This is a genomic window from Limnohabitans sp. T6-20, from assembly GCF_003063505.1.
Classification (GTDB): Bacteria; Pseudomonadota; Gammaproteobacteria; order Burkholderiales; family Burkholderiaceae_C; genus Limnohabitans_A.
Genome location: NZ_NERW01000002.1, coordinates 549,812 through 570,342 on the forward strand (window position 1 = coordinate 549,812; position 20,531 = coordinate 570,342).

Consider the following 20,531-nt stretch of genomic DNA (forward strand, 5'->3'; position numbering starts at 1 on the left):
GGGCAATGGGCTGCGAAAGTGGCAGGGTGCGCGGGACTGGGATAATCCCCCGCTGTTATTGCCTTGATTTTCACAGAAGTTTCCGCCTTGTCTGACACCCCCCTCCAAATCGAGTTCCCCGAAGGCCTGCCGGTCTCTGCCCGCCGTGACGAAATCATGGCCGCCATGGACCAGCACCAGGTCATCATCGTCTGCGGCGAAACCGGCTCGGGCAAGACCACGCAGCTGCCCAAAGTCGCGCTGATGCTGGGGCGCGGGCGGCTGAACGCCAAGCCCGGCGAGCGGGGCCGTTTGATTGGCCACACCCAGCCCCGGCGCATTGCGGCCAGCTCGGTGGCCAAGCGCATTGCCGAAGAGCTCAAGACGCCGCTGGGCGAAGTGGTGGGTTTCAAGGTGCGGTTTCAGGACCGGCTGAGCAAAAACGCGTCCGTCAAGCTGATGACCGATGGCATCTTGCTGGCCGAAACCCAGACCGACCCGCTGCTGCAAGCCTACGACACCATCATCATCGATGAGGCGCACGAACGCAGCCTGAACATCGACTTTTTGCTGGGCTACCTGCGTCAGATCCTGCCGCGCCGCCCCGACCTGAAAATCGTCGTCACCTCGGCCACGATCGACGCCGACCGCTTTGCCAAACACTTTGCCTCGCGCAACGGCCCGGCTCCGGTCATCATGGTCTCGGGCCGCACCTTCCCGGTGGAGCAGCGTTACCGCCCGTTTGAAGAATCGCGTGACTATGGCCTGAACGAGGCCATGGCCGACGGCGTGGATGAGCTCTGGCAAGGCGGGGCAGGGGGCGACATCCTGATCTTTTTGCCCGGCGAGCGCGAAATCCGCGAAGCTGCCGACCACCTGCGCAAACACCTGGCGCACCAGCCGCTGACCCGCAACGCCGAAGTGCTGCCCCTGTTTGCCCGCCTGTCGCAGGCCGAGCAAGACCGGATCTTTGAGGCGTCCAACGGCCGCCGCATTGTGCTGGCCACCAACGTGGCCGAAACTTCGCTCACGGTGCCCGGCATCCGCTATGTGATCGACGCGGGCACCGCCCGCGTCAAGCGCTACAGCCTGCGCAGCAAGGTTGAGCAGTTGATGGTCGAACCCATCAGCCAGGCGGCGGCCAATCAGCGTGCAGGCCGCTGCGGCCGCGTGGCCAACGGCATTTGCATACGCCTGTACGACGACAAAGACTTCGCGGGTCGCCCGCGATTCACCGACCCGGAAATCTTGCGCTCGTCGTTGGCAGGCGTGATCTTGCGCATGAAGTCGCTGCATTTGGGTGTGGTGGAAGACTTTCCGTTCATCGAAGCGCCATCCAAACGCGCCATCACCGACGGCTATCAGTTGCTGGCCGAGCTGGGCGCGGTGGATGACGACAACGAGCTGACCCCGATTGGCAAAGAGCTGGCCCGCCTGCCGCTGGATCCTCGCGTGGGCCGCATGATTTTGGAAGCCCGTGGCCGCGAAGCGCTGGATGAAGTGCTGGTGATCGCCAGCGCCATGAGCGTGCAAGACGTGCGCGACCGCCCCATGGACGCACAGGCCCAGGCCGACCAGCAACACGCCAAGTTCGATGACGACAAGAGCGAATTCACCGGCTACCTGAAGCTGTGGAAATGGATTCACGACGCCCGGGGCGGGCACGGCACCGACCACAAGCTGAGCAACCGCCAATACGAGCAACTGCTGCGCCAGAACTTCGTCAGCATCCGCCGTGTGCGCGAGTGGCGCGACACGCACACCCAGCTGCTCACGGTGGTGGCTGAGCACAAGTGGCGCATCAACACGCAGCCTGCGAGCTACGAGCAGCTGCACCTGTCCATGCTGGCGGGCTTGCTGGGCAACGTGGGTTACAAGCTCGAAGACGAAGAAGCCTATTTGGGTGCACGCGGCATCAAGTTCCACAAGCACCCGGGCGCGCACCTGAGCAAAAAGCCGGGCCGCTGGATCGTGGTGGCCGAGCTGGTGGAAACCACGCGCCTGTTTGGTCGAGGCATTGCCGCGATCGAGCCGCAGTGGTTGGAGCAGGTCGGCGCGCACTTGCTCAAGAAGCAACTGCTCGACCCGCATTGGGAAAAGAAATCGGCCGAAGTGGTGGCGCTGGAGCGGGCCACGCTCTATGGCCTGGTGGTTTACAGCGGTCGCCGCACGCCCTACAGCCGGGTGGACATGCACGGCGCTCGCGAGATCTTTATCCGCGAAGCGCTGGTGGGCGACCAGTGGGAGACCAAGCTGCCGTTCCTGGCCGCCAACCACAAGATGATCGCCAAGGTCGAAGAGCTGGAGCACAAATCACGCCGCCAGGACGTGCTGGTGGATGACGAGCTGATCTACGCTTTTTATGACCAGCAACTGCCTGCCGACGTGTGCAGCGGCCGCCTGCTGGAGAACTGGTACCGCGCTGAGAGCGCCAAACAGCCGCGCCTGTTGATGCTGACCCGCGAAGAGTTGATGCGCCACGAAGCCGCAGGCATCACCACGCAGGCCTTCCCCAAACACATCCGCCTGGGCGGCACCGATTGCCAGGCCACCTATTTGCACGAACCGGGCGATGCGCGTGATGGCGTCACGGTCACGGTGCCGCTGTTTGTGCTGAACCAGGTGAGCGAAGACCGTTGCGAATGGTTGGTGCCTGGCTTGCTCAAAGACAAGATCCAGGCCCTGCTCAAAAGCCTGCCGCAGCGCCCGCGCAGCCGCTTTGTGCCGCTGCCCGAATCGGCTGCGCGCCTGGCCGCCGAGCTGTCGGCGCCCGAGCTGTTTGGTGCCGGGTCGCTGACAGACGTGCTGCTCAAAAAAGCCCGCGACGAAACCAGCCTCGACATCAAACGCACTGACTTTAAACACGACATGCTCAGCCCGCACCTGTTCATGAACTTGTGCGTGGTCGACGAACACGGCCGCCAATTGGGCATGGGCCGCAACCTGGGCGCGCTCAAAGGCGAGCTGGGTGCCAAAGCGCGTGGTGCGTTTCAGGCGCTGGCGCAGCTGAAAGTGGCCGCGCCTGCGGCGGCTCCGGCAGCTAGCCCTGCAAACCATGCTGCATCCAATGCACCTGCCAATGCAGCGAGTGCCAACCGCGCCAGCGCTGCGCCTGCCAAAGCCGCACCCAAGCCATTGGCCCCCCAGCGCTACACCGCCTGGACCTTTGGCGAACTGCCCGAGCTGATGGAAATCAGCAAAGGCGGCCAGACCCTGATCGGCTTCCCCGCGTTGGTGGATGTGCAAGACGCCGTCACCATCGAAGTGTTTGACGAGCCCGATGTGGCCGCCGCCAAAAACCGCGCTGGCCTGCGCCGCCTGTTTGCGCTGCAGATCAAAGACGCGCTCAAGTACCTTGAGAAAAACATCCCCGATCTGCAAAAAATGGCGGTGGCCTACATGCCGCTCGGTACAGCGGACGAGCTGAAAACCCAGATCATCGACGTGGCGCTGGACCGCGCCTTCTTGCTCGACCCGCTGCCCAATGGCGAGCTGACTTTCAAGCGCCGCATCGAAGAAGGCCGGGGCCGTTTGACGCTGATTGCCAACGAAGTGGCCCGGTTGGCGGGCACCATCTTGCTGGAGTTTGGTGCGGCCACCCGCAAGATCAAGGACACCAAAAATGCGCCCGATGCGACCGCCGACTGCACAGCGCAACTGCAACGCCTGATGCCCAAAAACTTCATGGCCGCCACCCCGTGGCCGCAGTTGCAGCACTACGCCCGCTACCTCAAGGCCATCACCCTGCGCCTGGACAAATACCGCGCCGACCCCGCCCGCGACGCCCAACGCCTGACCGAGCTCAAACCGCAAGAGCAACGCTACTGGCGCCTCGTGGCCGAACGCAAAGGCGCCCAAGATGCCCGCATGCTGGAGTTCCGCTGGCTACTGGAAGAGCTGCGCGTGAGCTTCTTTGCGCAAGAGTTGCGCACCCCGCAGCCTGTCAGCATCAAGCGGCTGGAGAAGGCTTGGGGGCAGTTGAATCATTGAGGCGTTAGTCTTTACCTTGAAATTCGACGTGGAATGCTGGTTATAAACAATTTGTTTATAATCGACCCATGATCGAAAGCTTTGCCAGTGACGAAACTGCGCGCCTGTTTGCGACGGGCAAATCGCGCCGTCTGCCACCGGAGATCCTCAAGCGGGCGCTGATGCGCCTTGCTCAGCTTCATGCAGCGGTTGAAGTGGATGACTTGCGCATGCCGCCTTCGAACCGCTTGGAGGCATTGACCGGGGATTTGGCTGGTAAATGGAGCATTCGTGTCAATGACCGTTGGCGTTTGTGCTTTCGGTTTGAGCATGGGCATGCGTATGACGTTGAAATTGTGGACTACCACTAAGGAGTGATGAAGATGACTGCCAAAAATCCTGTGGATGGTCTGCCTGCCATCCACCCAGGTGAGTTCTTGCACGAGACACTGGAAGAACTGGCCATGACCCAAGCTGCATTCGCCGAAGCCATTGGGGTATCCGCCATGCGTGTGTCCCATTTACTCAAAGGCGATCGCCCTGTTACAGCCGAGTTGGCTCTTCGCCTTGGCCGCGCGCTGGGGCAAACGCCGCAATATTGGCTCAACCTTCAATCTGCTTATGACCTGAAAGTTGCGCAGATTCAAATGAAAGACAGTTTGAAAGATGTGCGGCCATTGGCCGTGGCATGAGTGAATACTAGCCTCCTGAGACCGACTTGTTGATTGTCCTGCATTGTTCTGTGTCGGGAAATTCGACAGGGTCAAGGATGAAAACTGCCGGGCTGCCCTGTTCAGGCAAACTACCCCCCTTCGTTCACCTCCCCAGCCGCTGATCGACCGATGGTCGGCCGCTGGGACGCCTCAATTGCCTGGAACCACCCCATGGAAATCAAAGTCAATTTTCTCGATAAACTGCGCCTTGAGGCCAAGTTCGACGACTTCACTGTGCTGGCCGATCAGCCCATTCGCTACAAGGGCGATGGCTCTGCGCCGGGGCCGTTTGATTATTTTTTGGCGTCGTCGGCTTTGTGCGCGGCGTATTTTGTGAAGCTGTATTGCGAGACGCGTGGCATCTCCACCGAGCACATTCGCCTGTCGCAAAACAACATCGTTGACCCTGATAACCGCTATCTGCAGACCATCAAGATCCAGGTGGAGTTGCCAGCCGACATGTCCGACAAAGACCGCTTGGGCATTTTGCGGTCGATTGACCGTTGCACGGTCAAAAAGGCGATTCAAGCGGGCCCCACTTTCATCGTTGAGGCGGTGGACAACCTCGACGCTGACGCACAGGCCTTACTCACCCTGAGCCCTGATGCGCAGGCGCAGACCTTTATTGCGGGCAAGGACTTGCCGCTGGAGCAGACCATCGCCAACATGACGGCGGTGTTGGCCAATTTGGGCATCAAGATCGAGATCGCGTCCTGGCGCAACCTGGTGCCCAATGTGTGGTCGCTGCACATCCGCGACGCGCATTCGCCCATGTGCTTCACCAACGGCAAGGGCTCCACCAAAGAGAGTGCCTTGGCCTCGGCGCTGGGCGAATACATCGAGCGCCTGAACAACAACCACTTTTATGCGGGCGTGTTTTTTGGCGAAGACATCGCGCAGGCTGACTTTGTGCACGACCCTAATGAGCGCTGGTTCCAGCCCGACAAGCGCGACGCGCTGCCCAAAGGCTTGTTGGACGCGCATTGTTTGCCCATCTACAACCCCGACGGCGAGCTCAAGGCCTCGCACCTGTTCGACACCAACTCGGGCAACACCGGGCGCGGCATTTGTGCGCTGCCCTATGTGCGTCAGTCCGACGGTGAGGTGGTGTACTTCCCCTCCAACTTGGTGGAAAACCTGTTCGTGAGCAACGGCATGAGCGCGGGCAACACCCTTGTGGAAGCGCAGGTGCAGTGCCTGTCCGAAATTTTTGAGCGGGCCGTGAAGCGCGAGATCCTGGAAGGCGAAATGGCCTTGCCCGATGTGCCGCAGGCCGTGTTGGCCAAGTACCCTGGTATCGTGGCGGGCATCGAGGCTTTGGAGGCGCAAGGCTTTCCAGTCCTGGTCAAAGACGCGTCGCTCGGCGGGGTGTACCCGGTGATGTGCGTGACCTTGATGAACCCCCGCACGGGCGGAGTGTTCGCGTCGTTTGGCGCGCACCCCCGCCTGGAGGTGGCGCTGGAGCGCAGCCTGACCGAGCTGCTGCAGGGCCGCAGTTTTGAGGGCCTCAACGACTTGCCCGCGCCCACCTTCATCAGCAACGCGGTGACCGAGCCCAACAACTTTGTGGAGCATTTCATTGACTCCAGCGGCGTGGTGTCGTGGCGGTTTTTCAGCGCGCAATCGGATTACGAATTTGTGGAGTGGGACTTTGCCGGGAAGGGCGAGGACGCCACCGCCCAAGAGGCTGACACGCTGTTTGGCATCTTGCAGGCCATGGGCAAAGAAGCCTATGTGGCGGTGCATGACCAGCTGGGTGCCACCGCCTGCCGCATCTTGGTGCCGGGCTATTCCGAGGTGTACCCGGTCGACGACCTGATCTGGGACAACACCAACAAAGCGCTCTTGTTCCGTGCCGATGTACTCAACCTGCACCGCCTGGACGACGAGGCTTTGGAAGCCTTGTTGGACCGCTTGGAGAACAACGAGCTCGACGATTACCTCGACATCGCCACGCTGATCGGCATCGAGTTTGACGACAACACGGTGTGGGGCCAGTTGACGGTGATGGAGCTCAAACTGTTGATTCACCTGGCATTGCAGCAGCTGGAAGAGGCCCACGAACTGGTGGGCGCTTTCTTGCAGTACAACGACAACACGGTGGAGCGCCGCTTGTTTTACCAAGCCTTGAACGTGGTGCTGGAAGTCACGCTGGACGATGACCTGGACCTGGCGGATTACGCCGTCAACTTCCGGCGCATGTTTGGCGATGAGCGCATGAATGCGGCCATTGGCTCGGTGGACGGCAGCGTGCGCTTTCATGGCCTCACGCCCACCAGCCTCAGGCTGGAAACCCTGGACCGGCATCAGCGCTTGCTCGATAGCTACAAAAAACTGCACGCGGCGCGGGCGAAGGTGGAAAAACGGGCTGCGGTGTAGGGCCGGTGCATCCAGCAAGCTTGCCGGATGCACCCAAAGCAAGTCAGACGCTCAGAGGCGCATGCCGGTGGCAGCTGAGCAGGTGGTCGTTGACCATGCCGGATGCCTGCATGAAGGCATAACAAATGGTGGAGCCGACAAATTTGAACCCGGCTTTTTTCAGGGCCTTGCTCATGGTGTCGGACTCGGCCGTTTGGGCGGGCACTTCGCTCATGCTTTGGCGTCGGTGTTGTAGGGGTTGGCCGTCTACAAATTGCCAGACAAATGAGCCAAAGCTTTGGCCGTTGGCTTGCAGTGCCAAAAAGGCCTGAGCGTTGGTGATGGTGGCCGCCACTTTGAGGCGGTTGCGCACGATGCCCGGGTTTGCGAGCAGTTCAGCTACTTTGCGCTCGTCGTAACGGGCGATTTTTTCTGGGTCGAACTGGTCAAAGGCGGCGCGGTAGGTTTCGCGTTTTTTCAGGACGGTGGACCAGGACAGCCCGGCTTGTGCGCCTTCGAGGTTGATCAGCTCGAACAGGGCACGGTCGTCGCGCAGCGGGACGCCCCATTCGGTGTCGTGGTATTCGCGGTAAAGGTCAAAGCCTTCGCACCATGGGCAGCGTTGCATGCCAATTCTTTCAGCAAAAAAGGATGGCCAGCATGGCTGCGTCGTCGATCAGATTGAGCGTGGCATAGCTGGCCATGCGCCAAGTGAGCATCGTGATGTGTTCTAGCCAAGGTGTATCCATGGGGGGGATTGTCTCAAACTCGCTGGGTAAGTGCCTTCACTTGGGCTGACAGGTCGCGCACGGCCTGAGTCAGGGCCAGCAGTTCCTGCTCTTTCATGATGTCGATTTTCTCGTGCAAAAGCTCGATCTCCAGCTCGGCTTTGACGTTGATTTCGTAGTCGTTTTGCGCATGCTTGCGGTCAAGTTCGGATTGACGGTTCTGGCTCATCATGATGGCCGGGGCCGTATAGGCCGCCTGAAAGGACAGCAACAGGTTGAGCAGAATGAAGGGGTACGGGTCCCAAGCGCTGGGCCCGGTCAATACGTTGCCGGTGATCCAGATGGCAATGGCGGTGCTCTGAAAGACGATGAATCGCCACGAACCAATGGTGGCCGCGACTTGGTCGGCCAGCCGTTGCCCGCGTGTGGGGGGCGCAATGTCGAAGTGTTCTGGTTGCGCCAGCACCTGCGGGATGTGCTTGTGCCGGTGTGCACGTCGGTGGGCCCTCAGAGCGGCGAGCTGACGGGCGTCTTCGGGTGAGATGTGCTGCGGCTTGGGCAGGGCGGAGTTGTCTGTCATGTTGGACCTCGCGGAAGCCCACAGCATAGGGTATCGGGGCTTGAGTGCCTGCGGCAAGAGGCGTTTTCCTGAGCGCAGTGTGTTGAGCCGATTTACCACTTGCCGGATGCGCCACCACCGCCAAATCCCCCGCCACCGCCCTTGAACCCGCCGCCAGGGCCACCTCGGCCGCCGTAGCGAGCTCGAAGCAGTCCGGCAATGCCAACCCAGGTGGTCAGTAAGGTGATGCCGCCAGCGATCAGTGCCAGCGAAAACACCCCGAGCAAGAACCAGCTGGCTGTCGCCACAATCGCCGCCGTCATGACCGCGCCCGGGGTGCGCCCCAGAACGGATCGCAACACGAAACCGAGCAAGGCGCCCGCCACGATGATCCAGGTGATGTTGTTCCACGGGTCTTGAGGCAACTTGGCTGTTGGGGTGGGCAGCGGTTCGCCGTCGATCACGCCCATCATGCGTTGCAGTCCTGCCAGGATGCCGCCCGCAAAGTCTTGCTGGCGAAAGCTGGGGGTGATGACCTCTTCGATGATGCGTTTGCTGGTGGCATCGTTCAGCGCACCTTCCAGCCCATAGCCTACTTCGATGCGCACGGTACGGTCGTCTTTGGCCACAAGCAGAATGGCACCATCGTCCACCTTTGTGCGCCCCAGTTGCCATTGTTCTGCCACGCGCAGCGCATATTGCTCAATGGTCTCCGGCTGGGTGGTGGGCACAAGCAACACGGCCAGTTGACTGCCTTTGCGCAGTTCGAAGGCGGTCAATGCCTCTTCGATCTGTTTTTGTTGCGCTGTGGTCAGCGTGTGGGTCTGGTCAATGACATGGCCTGACAAAGCAGGCACCGCCAGCGGTTGCGGGGGCTGTGACGGCACCTGGGCGCTGCCAAGTGTCCAACTCAACAGTGCGCTGAGCATGAGCAGCCAGCTCGCAGGCTGTGTCATGCGCATGGCATTTCACCTGAATGCGCACCGTTGCAAGAGTTCACTGAGGGGACCCCGCTTTGGAAGCTGGCGATGGGCTGGCAGGTTTTCCGAAATTGACCTCGGGTGGTTTGGCAATGGCCTGTTCGTTCTCGACCGCAAAATTGGGTTTTTCTTTGTAGCCCAGCGCCATGGCGGTCAGGTTGGATGGAAAGGAGTGCACGGTGACGTTGTAGTCCTGGACAGCTTTGATGTAACGGTTGCGGGCCACAGCGATGCGGTTTTCTGTGCCCTCCAGCTGTGCTTGCAGGTCAATGAAGCCCTGATTGGCGCGCAGGGCAGGGTAGTTTTCAGACACCACCAGCAAGCGCGACAGGCTGCCGGACAGGTCTTTTTGGGCTTGCTGAAACTTTTGAAAGGCTTGTGGGTCGTTCACCAGTTCTGGCGATGCCTGGATGGACGTGGCTTTGGCCCGTGCCTCGACCACGGCTTGCAAGGTGCTCTGCTCAAAGTCGGCCTGGCCTTTGACCACATTGACCAGATTGGGGATCAGGTCGGCCCTGCGCTGGTACTGGCTGAGCACCTCAGACCAGCTGGCCTTGACTTGCTCGGTGTCGCTTTGAAACTGGTTGTAGCCGCAGCCCGTCAGGCTGAGGACTACAGACATCAGAAGCAGGGTGATCCATCGGTTGAAAGAAAAAGACATGTCTGGCCTTGCAGTGGTGGGTGTGTTGCAAGGGTATGTCTGTCGGGGCCGCTGCACAGTGCGCTGACCCACGCACGGGGCGGGCCAGAAGCGTGGGTGCTTCCTCATTTGAGATGCTGATTTTGGTGAATATGTACTGATAAATGTGTATATCGACGATACAATCGATAAATGCTTATGAATCCTCATTCCGCACTTGCCATGTCCTGGGGCCTCTTGGCCTTGGCGTCTGCACCTGCCATGGCTTTTCAGGACAAGGTTTGGCAGCTCGCGCCCGCCTCAACAACGCATCTGGTGGAGTTGGTTCAGGGCTCTGAGCAGTCCAAACGCGCAGCAGAGTTCCGCACAGGGGGCTTTGAGTCTGCCGGTGGCCAGTGGGTCGGATTTGACAGGTGGTACCGCCCGAAGTGGACAGACATGCGCGCGACCTGGATGACCCAACTCACGCCAGAGTTTGGCGTGCTGTGGGGCGCAAGCACGGGCGAACGGGCCGAGAAATACAGCATTTCACCCAGCCTGAAATTGGGTGTTGTTTACCAGACCAAGGTGGGCTTGAATGCCTATTTTTCGGTTCGTGCCACATCGGTGCTCGGGGGCCGGATGAAAGAAAAAACCTGCACCGCCGACTATGGCGACATTGGTGGCGTTGAGCAGGTCAATTGCAGGCTGGCCGCCAGCGAGATGACGCCCACCGAAACATTGAAGTACCTGACCAATGCGTTGCCGCCAGATCGGCACAACGTCTGGGTTCGGTACACCCTTGTTTTTTGAGTTTTTTGCAAGCAGAGAGGTTCACCATGAAAATCATTCGCATTGTTTCTTTGGCATCACTGGGGCTGTTGGCCCTGACAGCTGCGCATGCACAAAAAAGCGGCCCCGGCAAAACTGCGCCCGCGCCTCAATTGCAAACCTGGATGAGCCCCGAAGTGGCCGATGCCTGGAAGCAAGGCTACAAAGGCTCGGGCGTCACGGTCACGGTGGTCGATGATTTCCGCAGCAACCAAGGCTTGTATGGCAATTTGGGGCAGGGAACCCAGCTGCTGCGCCACGGCGAGTGGACTTTGAAAGAGGCCAGCATGATTGCGCCATCGGCCACCCTGCGTTCGCAAGACTTCACCTCGGGCACAACGGTGGCGTTGAACCGTGGGCTGAACGTGCTGAATTTGAGTTACGGCATGTATGCCGCAGCGGGTTTCACCCCTTCCCAAATTGGTTGGAGCGCGCAGGAAACATCCATCATCAGCTACGCACAGAATGGCAAAGCCGTCATCTCCAAGGCGGCGGGCAATGATGCGGTGGCCATCGGCGCTGCCAATGCATCTGGCAATGTCGACTACCTGAACGTGTCGCTCAAAGGCGCGCAGTCCGCGATTTATGTTGGTGCCTTGAATACCAACGGCACGACCAGCGCACCTGCAAGTTTGGCCTCCTACTCCAACACGCCCGGTGCCGATGCCACCGTGCAGAACCAGTTCCTTGTGGTGGGGGTGGACGGTGCCAAAACGGGTTTGTACGGCACTTCTTTTGCAGCGCCCATCATCACAGGCTATTCGGCTATTTTGGGCAGCAAGTTCACCAAAGCTACGGCAACTCAAATCACCAACCAGTTGCTGAACACGGCACGCCAGGACACGATCTCCAACTACAACGCGGCCACACACGGCCGCGGTGAAGCGAGCATCACCCGCGCATTGGCGCCCATCAGCATTCAATAAAGACCCTGAATTCATCCCGTCAAGCCCTGCAGAGGACGCGACCTGTGTCGAGCGCGTCACCCTGCAGGGCTTGCCTGCTTTAGGATGTCCGGCATCGAAAGGTCTTTGATGCCCCATCTTCTTTCCGCTTCTTTTCGCAGGCTGGCTTGGTCCAATTTGTTGGCGCAGTCGGCCGAGCAACTGAGCCTGGCTGCCGTGCCCATCGTGGCGGTGCTGTTGCTCAAGGCCGGGCCGGGCGAAATCGGCTTGCTGGCCTCCATCCAGTCCTTGCCATTTTTATTGCTGGCCATGCCTTTGGGCTTGCTGGCAGATCGCACTTCGCGCACCCGTTTGATGGCTTTGGCCGAGTCGTTGCGGGCAATGGCTTTGCTGCTGTTGCTGGCGCTGATCGTCACGGGGCATGTGTCGATTACAGCGCTGGCCATCATCGGCTTCATGGCGGCGGTCGGCACGGTGGCTTTCAGTGTGGCTGCACCTTCGCTGGTGCCTGCGCTGGTGAATGTAGAAGGTTTGGCGCAGGCCAATGGCCGGCTGGAGCTGGCGCGCAGCGCCGCGTTTGCTGCAGGTCCCGCGTTGGCCGGAGCCCTGATCGCCTGGACAGGCGCATCGGCGGCCTTTGTGCTGTCGGGCATGTTGTCGATGTCGGCCGTGCTGTGCTTGCGCGGCATTGCCGAGCCGGCTCGTGCGGCGATGCCAGCACGCCACCCTTTGCTGGAGCTGCAAGACGGGGCCAAGTGGGTGTGGAGGAGTGATTTGCTCCGCCCCATCGTGTTTTGCTCCATCGCCTGGAACATCTCGTGGTTCATGCTGCAGGCGGCTTATGTGCCGTATGCGATCCATGACCTGGGGTTGGACGCGAGTGGGGTGGGCGTGACGCTGGCCTGTTACGGCGTTGGCATGATCGTGGGCGCTTTGCTGGCACCGCGTGTCGTCGCACTGCTGCCATTCGGTCGGGCGATTTTGCTCGGGCCTTATTTCTCGGTGTTGGCGGCGACCACCATGGCCATGACGTTGTTTTGGCCACACGGCTGGTTGGCAGCCTTGTCTTACTTTTTCTTTGGCGCAGGCCCGATCATCTGGACCATCACCTCCACCACTTTGCGCCAGACCGTGACGCCCCGCGCCATGATCGGGCGGGTCACGTCAATCAACATCGTGGTCAGCACAGGCGCTCGCCCTTTGGGGGCGGCGCTGGGCGGTGTGTTGGGTGTGAGCTTTCCGGTGTCGGTCAGCTTGTGGTGCGTGGTGTTGGGCTTTGGTGTGCAGGCGATCATCATCAGCGCGTCCAAGGTGAGGACGCTCAAGCGCCTGCCCGAGCCCTTGCCGGACTGACCGTGCTCAGCGCGGCAGCGTCATCAGCGGGATGTCTTTGGCTTCGGCCAGTTTGTCGAGCTGGGCGCGTGTTTGGCCTGCCAGGAAGGCCTCGATGGCTTTGCGCGTGGCGGGCTTGAAGAGGTCGTTCACCGGGTGCGCCAGCTTGACGCCAGCGGCTTCGCACAGGCTCAGTGCAAAGTGGGGTTCAAGCGCCGCCACGGCCACACGACCGTTTTTACAGGCATACATGCGGTAGCCTGCGTGTGCACCGCCCACCGCGCCATCGGGTGTGGTCATGCGCAGCTGGCGGGGCAGGGCCAGCCAGGCGGCCGCGTCTGACAAGGCCACTTCGTGGCGCGAGCCTTTGCCTGTGGTCTTGAGCGAGATCAGTGCCTTGAGCGTGGCTTCGCTGGCCATGAGCGCACCGCCCATGTCGGCGAACAAGCTTGGGGGCAGGTCCATGCCGTTGACCAGACCTGCCTCGGCTTGATAGGTCAAATCATGGCCAGGAATCTCGGCCAACGGGCCGGGGGCACCCACCACTTCGATCAGGCTGAGCGTGGGGTATTGCTTGTGCAGCGTTTTCCAGCTCAGGCCGAGCTTGGTCAGGGCCGAGGGGCGAAACGAGGTCAGCAGCACATCGGTGCTGGGCAGCAGCTTGTGCAGTGCGGCTTGGCCTGCTTCTGTTTTGAGGTCCAGCGTTTTGTGCTTGACACCTTTGTGCAGCAAGTCGTAGCCGCTGGGCGTGTAGTGCTGCATCGGGTCACCGGCGGGTGGATTGACCTTGGTGCAGCTGGCGCCCATGTCGGCCAAACGCATGAGGGCGGCGGGGCCGGGCAGGTTGAGGGCAAGGCTCAGGATGCGCGTGCCGCGCAGGGGTTTGTGGGTGCTCATAGTGCCCTGCATTTTAGGAGGGCACTTGGCCAGTGGCTGCCCATGCGCGACACCCATGCCAAGTGGGAGCGAGCCCCTGCTCGCGAATGTGGGCTGTGGCTGTGCAGGTATTCGGCTGCAGGGGCAGCCTCCCACAGGGATCAACAATCAGCCGCAGTGGCGAACTCCTTGCGGGAGCGAGCCCCTGCTTGCGAATGTGGGCTGTGGCTGTGCACGTATTCGGCCGCAGGGGCGAACTCCCACAGGGGCCTCGTCGGTCGCTGTGCAGCTCAGATTTCTGCGGGTTTACTGGTCGCCGAAGTCCAGTGGCAGGCCCACGTAGTTTTCGGCGATGGTGCGTGAGCCCGCTTCGCTGTGGATCAGGTAATCGAGTTCGGCGTCCTGGAACTTCTGGCCGATGTCGCCGTTTTCCGGGAAGTTGTGCATCAGGCTGGTGAACCACCAGCTGAAGCGCTCGGCCCGCCAGATGCGGCGCAGGCAGCGCTCTGAGTAGCTGTCGATGCCTGCTTCGGAGTTCTCCTGGTAATACTCGATGATGGCGGTGGACAGGTACTTCACGTCGGTGGCGGCCAAGTTCAGGCCTTTGGCGCCTGTGGGCGGCACGATGTGGGCGGCGTCACCGGCCAGGAACATGCGGCCAAAGCGCATCGGCTCGGTCACAAAACTGCGCAGTGGGGCGATGCTTTTTTCAATGCTGGGGCCCGTCACCAGGTGCTCGCGGGCTTCGGGGTCGAGGCGCTTGCGCAGCTCTTCCCAGAAAGCCTCGTCGCTCCAGTCTTCCACCTTGTCGGTCAGCGGCACTTGCAGGTAGTAGCGGCTGCGTGTGGCGCTGCGCTGTGAACACAGGGCAAAGCCGCGTGTGCTGTTGGCGTAAATCAGTTCGTGGTGAACAGGCGGGGTGTCGGACAGCACGCCCAGCCAGCCGAAGGGGTAGACCTTTTCGTATTCGCGAATCTTGTCTTTGGGGGCGCTGGCGCGGCACACGCCATGAAAACCGTCGCAGCCCGCGATGAAATCGCACTCGATGGTGTGGGTCTGGCCGTCTTTTTCGTAAGTGACGCGGGGCTTGGCCGAGTCGAACTCGTGCACCTGCACGTTGTCCGCTTCGTAAATGGTGGGCAAGCCTGCGGCCTGGCGGGCGTCCATCAGGTCGCGGGTGACTTCGGTTTGGCCGTAAACGATGACGTTTTTGCCGCCGGTGAGCTGGTTCATGTTGATGCGGTGGCGCGCGCCCTTGAACAGCAGGTCAAAGCCGCCGTGGATCAGACCTTCTGCGTGCATGCGCTGGCCGACCCCTGCTTCATCGAGCAGGTCCATGGTCACCTGCTCGAGCACACCCGCGCGAATGCGCGAGAGCACATAGTCGCCGCTTTGGCGCTCAAGGATGATGGTGTCGATGCCGGCTTTGTGGAGCAGCTGCCCCAGCAGCAAGCCCGAAGGGCCTGCGCCAATGATGGCAACCTGGGTGCGGGTGGCTTTGGTCATGAATTTGTCTCCGTGCGGTGTCCAAACAATGCCCGCTAGCTTAGGTGGGCGCTGCGCTGTCGCGTCACACCGTGCGCTGAGTTTGTGCGATCGTTGAGTTTTTTGTGCGATCATCGCGCAAAACCATTCAGCTGCAATGGCAGCCTCCCACTTCATCAAGGTGCACATGACCATCGCCAAAGCAGACTACATCGAAGGCCTGGCCAAAGGCCTGGCCGTGCTCGAAGCCTTTGACACCGAACGCCAGCGCCTGAACGCCACGCTGGCCGCGCAGCGCACCGGCATCACGCGGGCAGCGGCGCGGCGGCATTTGCTCACGCTGGCCGAGTTGGGCTATCTGGAAACCGACGGCAGCCACTACTGGCTGTCGGCTCGGGTGCTGCGCTTGGCGGGCAGCTACATGGCCACTTCGCGCTTGCCGCGCACTTTGCAGCCCACGCTCAACCGACTGGCGCAGCAAACACAGGCGGCTTTCAGCGCGGTGGTGCTCGACGGTGGCGAGGGTGTGATCGTGGCGCGCAGCGCAGGCATGGCCGAACCTGTGCGGCATCAGGCCTATGGCCTGCACTTGGGGGCACGTCTGCCTGCACACGCCACCTCCACCGGCCGTGTGCTGCTGGCCAATTGGCCCAAGGCCGAATTCAATGCCTGGCTCAAGGGCCGTGAGCTGGCGCGCTTGACGCCGCAAACCGAAGTGGGCTTGGCCCGGTTCAAGACCTTGATCGACAAGGTCAGGCAAGACGATCATTGTCTGGCCCGCGATGCGCACGAATTGGGCATTCACGCCTTGGCCGTGCCCCTGCGCAACATGCAGGGGCAAACCTTGGCCGCATTGAACGTGGTGGGTACGCCCGATCAGCTGTCCGATGCGGCCGTGCAGCACAAATGGCTGCCCTTGTTGTTGGACGCAGCGCGAGAGTTGCGGCCTTTGCTCTGACAGCGGGTGAGCGCCCACGCTGGGGTGATCAGCGTTTGACTGGGCGGTTTTGTCGTGCTCGCGCCGCCACAAACGCCTCGAATGCTTGGGCGCTGGTTTTGGCAGGGGGGTAGCCAAAGTGGGTTTTGAGTGCCGTGTTCAGCAGCACCGGGCGGTAGCGCAAAAAGTCAAGCTGCTCGGGGCCATAGCGACTCACCCCCAATCGGCTGCCCAGCCACAAGGCCGATTTGAGCAGCCAAGCCGGTAACACGTGAGGCTGTTTGTTCAGCCGCTGGGCGATCTCGAAGATCGTGAGCGCGCCGTCACCCGCCAGGTTGAAGCAACCGGTTTGGGCCTGTCCACTCAGCGCGTGCAGGATGGCGCCGGTCACGTCTTCATCCCAAATGAACACAAAGGGGCTGTCGCTGCCCCGGATGGCCAGCAGGCGAGGCTTCTCAAACAAGGCGGTGATCTGGTTGTCCACCCGCTCGCCCAGGATGGTGCCGATGCGCAGCACGGTTTGCGCCAGTTGCGGGTGGCTTTGGCGGTAGTGCGCCAGCATCTCTTCGACCAAGCGTTTGTGGTGTGCATAGGCAAAGGTCTCGTTGCCGCGCAGGGGCATGTCTTCGGTCAGCCATGGGGCGTTGTCGGCGTGGTAGCCATAGGCCGCGCCGCTGGATGACACCACAATGTGCCGCACACCGTGCTGCACGCAGGCTTGCAGCACGTTTTGCGTGCCGCCTACATCGACTGAATATTCAAAAGCACGGTTCGAGTCTTTGCCCGGCGTGACGATGGACGCCAGATGGACCACGGTGTCGATGCGGTGCGCGGCCATGGTGTCTGCCAGCGCCGGGTCGCGCACGTCTTGCGTGACATGTGTGATGCCGGGCAGCTGCTGCGCTGCAGGCATTTCGCGCACATCCACGGCGACCACCGTCTCGCACCGGCTGTCTTGGGCCAATGCCCCGATCAGCCCTTGCCCCAGAAAACCAGCGGCACCGGTGACCAGCACCCGGCATGCCTTGGGGGATGTGGCATTCATGCGGCGCTTTCCGCCACCGGCCCGCCACTGCGCAGAGGTCGGCGCGCCCAGAAGCCGGCCAGGATCAGGCCCGCGATGATGTCCCAAAAGCCCCACACACCGGCCACCACGGCCATGCCGCCCAGCCCGTCAAAGAAGCTGAAAATCAGCACCAGACCGAGGCCCGCATTGCGGATGCCCACCTCGATGGACAGCGCTCGGCAGTCGTAGTCGGACAGGCGTGCCACCCGTGCCACGGCGTAGCCGGTGCCAAAGGCCAGCGCATCGTGCAGCACCACGGCCAGCAGCACCAGCCCGACGTAATCCATGAAGTAACGCCAGTTGCCCGCAATGGCACCGACGATGAAGCCGATCAACGCCAGAAAGCTGATGATGCGCAATGGTTTTTTGAAGCGCTCAGTGAAGGCCGGAAAGCGCTGCACACAGGCCAGTCCCAGCACAAAGGGCAGGCCAATGATGAGCAGGATGTGGCCAAACATTTGCAGCGGATCGAGTGCAATGGTGGTCAGCAGGCCAGAGGCCGTGGGGTGGATGCTGCCCCAGAAAGCAAAGTTGAGCGGCATGGCAAACACCGAGATGGCGTTGGACACGGCGGTCATCGACACACTGAGCGCCACATTGCCATTGGCGCGGTGGGTCAGTATGTTGCTCACGTTGCCGGGCGGGCAACAGGCCACCAGGATCATGCCCAAAGCGATGCTGGGCGAGGGCTGCAGCACCAGGGTCAGCACATAGGTGATGGCAGGCAGCAACAAAAATTGCGCAGCGATGCCCACCGCAAAGGCCATGGGCATGCGCAGCAGACGGCGAAAGTCGTCGATGCGGGTATCGAGCGCGATGCCGAACATCAAAAAGCCCAGCACCGCGTTGAGTACGGCCAGCGAGGCAGGGTTGAAGTTCAAGCGGATGTCGTCAACAGGCAGCATGTGGGCTTTCGTGAAGAGTGAAGGTCAGGCCAGTTGAGCGGCAGTTTTGCGCATGGTTTCGCGGTACACGTCTTTGTTGACGTAGCAGGCCATGCGCTCGACTTTCAGATAACGGTAGCCGCCCGACAAATCGGGCGAGGGGCCTTGGCGCGCTTTGGACAACGCCAGGGCTTGGGGCGCGGCTTGGTCAAGCCCTTTGAAGTACCTTGCCATGACTTCGGCCTGTTCGGCGCGGCCTTCCCAGCCCAGGCCTGCCGCCTCGACCATGCCCAGCACGGCCAAGCGGTCAAATCGGGGCGCAAAAATATTTAGGTACAGCTGCGGCGCCATGCCTTGCCAGTTGAGCAGCGCGTTGTTGATGAAGGGGTAATGCAGTTTGTAGCCGGTGGCAGCCATGACCAGGTCGTAGTCGGCTTGGCTGCCGTCCTTGAAGTGAACGGTGTGGCCATCGAGCCGCGCGACATCGGGCCGCACTTTCACGTCGCCGTGACCGATGTGGTGCAGGATGAGCGAGTTCACGATGGGGTGTGACTCGTACATCTTGTAGTCGGGCTTGGGAAAACCAAAGCGCACCGGGTCGCCGGTGAACCACTTGAGCATGGTGCTGTCGACTTTTTGCTTGAGCCAGCGCGGCAGCTTGGTCTTGCCGCCCACGGTGTCGGCGGGCAGACCGAACACGTATTTGGGGACAAAGTAATAGCCCCGGCGCACCGAGATGTCCACGCTTTGCGCGTGGTGCACGGCGTCCACAGCGATGTCGCAGCCCGAATTGCCAGCGCCTACGATCAGCACCCGTTGGCCCTTGAATTGCTCGGCTTTTTTGTAGGCTGAGGTGTGCAGGAGTTGCCCGCTGAACTGGCCAGGCCAATGCGGCATGTTGGGTTCGGCCAGGATGCCGTTGGCAATGACCACCCCTTTGTACTCGTGGGTTTCCAGCTGGCCTTGGCCTGCATCGATGGTCACGCGCCACAGCGTGTCGGGCGCATCGCTCACGGGCTCAACCTGGATGACCCGCACGCCAAAACGGTAGTGGCGCTTCAGGTCAAAGTGCTCGGCATAGGCCTTGAAGTAATCCAGCAACTCGCGGTGGCTGGGGTAGTCGGCCGTGCCCTCGGGCATGGGGAACTCCTTGAACTCGGTGGTGCGCTTGCTGGAGATCAGGTGGGCTGACTCGTACACCGTGGAGCGGGTGTTGCCGATGTTCCACAGCCCCCCCACATCGGTGTGGGCTTCAAAGCCTTGAAAGGCGATGCCGTGTTGGCTAAGCGCACGTGCGCCCGCCAAACCAGAAGGACCTGCGCCGATCAAGGCAATTTGTTGTTGTGTCGCGATGCTCATGAGGATGTGTGGGTGTCTGAGAGTCCGGGAATCGGGGTGGCACCGGCCTGGTGGGCGCGGGGTTTACGGGGTTGGCCGAGCAAGATGCGGTCGTGCCAGCGCGCGGGCAACAGCGACAAGGCTTGCGACAGCCAGCCGATGCGGCGGGGCAAAACAATGTGTTCACGCCCCCGGGCCACGCCTTGCAGCAAGGCTCGGGCAGCGGCTTCGGGCTCCAGCAGGCCGGGCATGGCAAAGGTGTTGCCTGCCGTGAGCGCGGTGCGCAAATAACCGGGGCTGATGGTGTGCACGGTCAGGCGGCTGGGGCGCAGCTCAGCGCGCAGGCTTTGCAAATAGGCGATGAGTCCGGCTTTGCTGGCGCAATAGGCGCCGTTACCGGGCATACCGCGCCAGCCCGCCACACTGGCCACACCCACCAAGGCGCCCGGGCGCTGGCTGTCCAGCATGGCCTGCAAGAAAGGCTGAAAGGTGGTGGCCGCGCCCAGCAGGTTGATTTCGAGCATGCGGCGCATCACGACTAGGTCGGCCGGGTCGGCCGTTTCAAAGCCACCCGCCACACCGGCGTTGGCGATCACCAGATCGGGCGTGCCGTGGTGTGCAAGCCATTCACTGGCCATGGCTTGCATGGCCGAGGCATCAGACACGTCGGGGGTGTAAATGCGGGTGCGATCCGGGGCCAGAGCGGCCAGCGCTTGCAGGGCGGGGCGGTTCAAACCCACCAGCGCGACCTGCGCGCCCGATGCCATCAGTTCTTGGGCCAGGGCCTGGCCCAATCCACCACAAGCCCCTGTGATCACCGCGTTGCGAAACATGCACCCTCTGAGTCTGAAGTCAAAAGGCTATTCTGGCACCGGTCAGCGCGTTTGCACGCTGGTGAAGACCCTTGCTGTTAAGTGGATCGAAGCGGTTGTGGGAGCGAGCTAAGAAATTGGCTTTTTCTTGTGGGAGCGA

At 61.4% G+C, this 20,531-nt stretch carries 18 protein-coding genes; 8 read left to right on the top strand and 10 right to left on the bottom strand.

The genetic code is table 11. From position 1 onward, the window contains the following. The first annotated feature begins 87 nt into the window (after window positions 1-87). The 4 genes from hrpA to B9Z33_RS08690 all read left to right on the top strand — a co-directional run bounded on the left by hrpA (window position 88) and on the right by B9Z33_RS08690 (window position 7,040). The gene (gene hrpA / locus B9Z33_RS08675) at window positions 88-3,969 is read left to right on the top strand and encodes an ATP-dependent RNA helicase HrpA (RefSeq protein WP_108287064.1); all 3,882 of its coding nucleotides are present in this window, start codon (window positions 88-90) and stop codon (window positions 3,967-3,969) included. Window positions 3,970-4,037: 68 nt separating this feature from the next. After that, a complete protein-coding gene (locus B9Z33_RS08680) occupies window positions 4,038-4,319 on the top strand; it encodes a type II toxin-antitoxin system RelE/ParE family toxin (protein ID WP_108286611.1) in 282 nt (93 codons plus the stop codon). Window positions 4,320-4,331: 12 nt separating this feature from the next. Continuing rightward, entirely contained in the window at window positions 4,332-4,640 is a 309-nt protein-coding gene (locus tag B9Z33_RS08685) for a HigA family addiction module antitoxin (protein WP_108287065.1), read from the top strand. Between the two features lie 192 nt (window positions 4,641-4,832). Continuing rightward, on the top strand, window positions 4,833-7,040 hold the full coding sequence (locus tag B9Z33_RS08690) for an OsmC domain/YcaO domain-containing protein (protein ID WP_108286612.1): 2,208 nt from the start codon (window positions 4,833-4,835) through the stop codon (window positions 7,038-7,040). Window positions 7,041-7,083: 43 nt separating this feature from the next. Here the strand turns inward: B9Z33_RS08690 and B9Z33_RS08695 are convergent, their stop codons facing one another. The 4 genes from B9Z33_RS08695 to B9Z33_RS08710 form a co-directional block, all read right to left on the bottom strand. Next, window positions 7,084-7,647 (bottom strand): DNA-3-methyladenine glycosylase I, encoded by a 564-nt coding sequence (locus B9Z33_RS08695; protein ID WP_108286613.1) that lies wholly within the window; start codon window positions 7,645-7,647, stop codon window positions 7,084-7,086. Between the two features lie 134 nt (window positions 7,648-7,781). After that, on the bottom strand, window positions 7,782-8,327 hold the full coding sequence (locus B9Z33_RS08700) for a DUF1003 domain-containing protein (protein ID WP_108286614.1): 546 nt from the start codon (window positions 8,325-8,327) through the stop codon (window positions 7,782-7,784). A gap of 92 nt (window positions 8,328-8,419) precedes the next feature. Continuing rightward, window positions 8,420-9,268: a YgcG family protein gene (locus tag B9Z33_RS08705; RefSeq protein ID WP_108286615.1), complete on the bottom strand. Its 849-nt coding sequence runs from the start codon at window positions 9,266-9,268 to the stop codon at window positions 8,420-8,422. A 34-nt stretch (window positions 9,269-9,302) separates the two neighbouring features. After that, window positions 9,303-9,947, bottom strand: coding sequence for a LemA family protein (locus B9Z33_RS08710; RefSeq protein ID WP_199220314.1), 645 nt, complete (start codon window positions 9,945-9,947; stop codon window positions 9,303-9,305). Between the two features lie 201 nt (window positions 9,948-10,148). On the opposite strand from B9Z33_RS08710, the gene B9Z33_RS08715 reads away from it, so the two are divergent. The 3 genes from B9Z33_RS08715 to B9Z33_RS08725 all read left to right on the top strand — a co-directional run bounded on the left by B9Z33_RS08715 (window position 10,149) and on the right by B9Z33_RS08725 (window position 12,994). Beyond that, complete coding sequence (locus tag B9Z33_RS08715) at window positions 10,149-10,718, top strand: hypothetical protein (protein WP_108286616.1); 570 nt, start codon at window positions 10,149-10,151, stop codon at window positions 10,716-10,718. 26 nt (window positions 10,719-10,744) lie between these two features. Next, window positions 10,745-11,662, top strand: a complete 918-nt coding sequence (locus B9Z33_RS08720; RefSeq protein ID WP_108286617.1) for a S8 family serine peptidase — start codon at window positions 10,745-10,747, stop codon at window positions 11,660-11,662. Between the two features lie 108 nt (window positions 11,663-11,770). Next, window positions 11,771-12,994, top strand: a complete 1,224-nt coding sequence (locus B9Z33_RS08725) for an MFS transporter (protein WP_108287067.1) — start codon at window positions 11,771-11,773, stop codon at window positions 12,992-12,994. A 6-nt stretch (window positions 12,995-13,000) separates the two neighbouring features. Here the strand turns inward: B9Z33_RS08725 and B9Z33_RS08730 are convergent, their stop codons facing one another. After that, window positions 13,001-13,870, bottom strand: coding sequence for a CoA transferase (locus B9Z33_RS08730; protein ID WP_233252773.1), 870 nt, complete (start codon window positions 13,868-13,870; stop codon window positions 13,001-13,003). A gap of 285 nt (window positions 13,871-14,155) precedes the next feature. Further along, a complete protein-coding gene (pobA, locus tag B9Z33_RS08735; RefSeq protein ID WP_108286618.1) occupies window positions 14,156-15,355 on the bottom strand; it encodes a 4-hydroxybenzoate 3-monooxygenase in 1,200 nt (399 codons plus the stop codon). A gap of 166 nt (window positions 15,356-15,521) precedes the next feature. On the opposite strand from pobA, the gene B9Z33_RS08740 reads away from it, so the two are divergent. After that, a complete protein-coding gene (locus B9Z33_RS08740) occupies window positions 15,522-16,292 on the top strand; it encodes an IclR family transcriptional regulator C-terminal domain-containing protein (RefSeq protein ID WP_108287069.1) in 771 nt (256 codons plus the stop codon). A 28-nt stretch (window positions 16,293-16,320) separates the two neighbouring features. Here the strand turns inward: B9Z33_RS08740 and B9Z33_RS08745 are convergent, their stop codons facing one another. Genes B9Z33_RS08745 through B9Z33_RS08760 form a run of 4 tightly spaced genes read right to left on the bottom strand, consistent with a single transcriptional unit; the run spans window position 16,321 to window position 20,392 of the window. Then, window positions 16,321-17,316 (bottom strand): SDR family oxidoreductase, encoded by a 996-nt coding sequence (locus B9Z33_RS08745; protein ID WP_108286619.1) that lies wholly within the window; start codon window positions 17,314-17,316, stop codon window positions 16,321-16,323. Then, entirely contained in the window at window positions 17,313-18,242 is a 930-nt protein-coding gene (locus B9Z33_RS08750; RefSeq protein ID WP_108286620.1) for a bile acid:sodium symporter family protein, read from the bottom strand. The genes B9Z33_RS08745 and B9Z33_RS08750 overlap by 4 nt, the downstream gene beginning before the upstream one ends. Window positions 18,243-18,266: 24 nt before the next feature. Beyond that, window positions 18,267-19,580 carry an NAD(P)/FAD-dependent oxidoreductase gene (locus tag B9Z33_RS08755; protein WP_199220315.1) on the bottom strand — a complete coding sequence of 438 codons (1,314 nt, stop codon included), beginning with the start codon at window positions 19,578-19,580 and terminating at the stop codon, window positions 18,267-18,269. Next, window positions 19,577-20,392: an SDR family oxidoreductase gene (locus B9Z33_RS08760; RefSeq protein ID WP_108286621.1), complete on the bottom strand. Its 816-nt coding sequence runs from the start codon at window positions 20,390-20,392 to the stop codon at window positions 19,577-19,579. Before B9Z33_RS08760 ends, B9Z33_RS08755 begins: the two co-directional genes overlap by 4 nt. Between the last annotated feature and the right edge of the window lie 139 nt (window positions 20,393-20,531).

Excerpts from the sequence above, each read along its gene's own strand:
- B9Z33_RS08680 (WP_108286611.1), top strand. The coding sequence starts at position 4,038 with ATGATCGAAAGCTTTGCCAGTGACGAAACTGCGCGCCTGTTTGCGACG.
- B9Z33_RS08685 (WP_108287065.1), top strand. The coding sequence starts at position 4,332 with ATGACTGCCAAAAATCCTGTGGATGGTCTGCCTGCCATCCACCCAGGT.
- B9Z33_RS08690 (WP_108286612.1), top strand. The coding sequence starts at position 4,833 with ATGGAAATCAAAGTCAATTTTCTCGATAAACTGCGCCTTGAGGCCAAG.
- B9Z33_RS08695 (WP_108286613.1), bottom strand. The coding sequence starts at position 7,647 with ATGCAACGCTGCCCATGGTGCGAAGGCTTTGACCTTTACCGCGAATAC.
- B9Z33_RS08700 (WP_108286614.1), bottom strand. The coding sequence starts at position 8,327 with ATGACAGACAACTCCGCCCTGCCCAAGCCGCAGCACATCTCACCCGAA.
- B9Z33_RS08705 (WP_108286615.1), bottom strand. The coding sequence starts at position 9,268 with ATGCGCATGACACAGCCTGCGAGCTGGCTGCTCATGCTCAGCGCACTG.
- B9Z33_RS08710 (WP_199220314.1), bottom strand. The coding sequence starts at position 9,947 with ATGTCTTTTTCTTTCAACCGATGGATCACCCTGCTTCTGATGTCTGTA.
- B9Z33_RS08715 (WP_108286616.1), top strand. The coding sequence starts at position 10,149 with ATGTCCTGGGGCCTCTTGGCCTTGGCGTCTGCACCTGCCATGGCTTTT.
- B9Z33_RS08720 (WP_108286617.1), top strand. The coding sequence starts at position 10,745 with ATGAAAATCATTCGCATTGTTTCTTTGGCATCACTGGGGCTGTTGGCC.
- B9Z33_RS08725 (WP_108287067.1), top strand. The coding sequence starts at position 11,771 with ATGCCCCATCTTCTTTCCGCTTCTTTTCGCAGGCTGGCTTGGTCCAAT.
- B9Z33_RS08730 (WP_233252773.1), bottom strand. The coding sequence starts at position 13,870 with ATGAGCACCCACAAACCCCTGCGCGGCACGCGCATCCTGAGCCTTGCC.
- pobA (WP_108286618.1), bottom strand. The coding sequence starts at position 15,355 with ATGACCAAAGCCACCCGCACCCAGGTTGCCATCATTGGCGCAGGCCCT.
- B9Z33_RS08740 (WP_108287069.1), top strand. The coding sequence starts at position 15,522 with ATGACCATCGCCAAAGCAGACTACATCGAAGGCCTGGCCAAAGGCCTG.
- B9Z33_RS08745 (WP_108286619.1), bottom strand. The coding sequence starts at position 17,316 with ATGAATGCCACATCCCCCAAGGCATGCCGGGTGCTGGTCACCGGTGCC.
- B9Z33_RS08750 (WP_108286620.1), bottom strand. The coding sequence starts at position 18,242 with ATGCTGCCTGTTGACGACATCCGCTTGAACTTCAACCCTGCCTCGCTG.
- B9Z33_RS08755 (WP_199220315.1), bottom strand. The coding sequence starts at position 19,580 with ATGAGCATCGCGACACAACAACAAATTGCCTTGATCGGCGCAGGTCCT.
- B9Z33_RS08760 (WP_108286621.1), bottom strand. The coding sequence starts at position 20,392 with ATGTTTCGCAACGCGGTGATCACAGGGGCTTGTGGTGGATTGGGCCAG.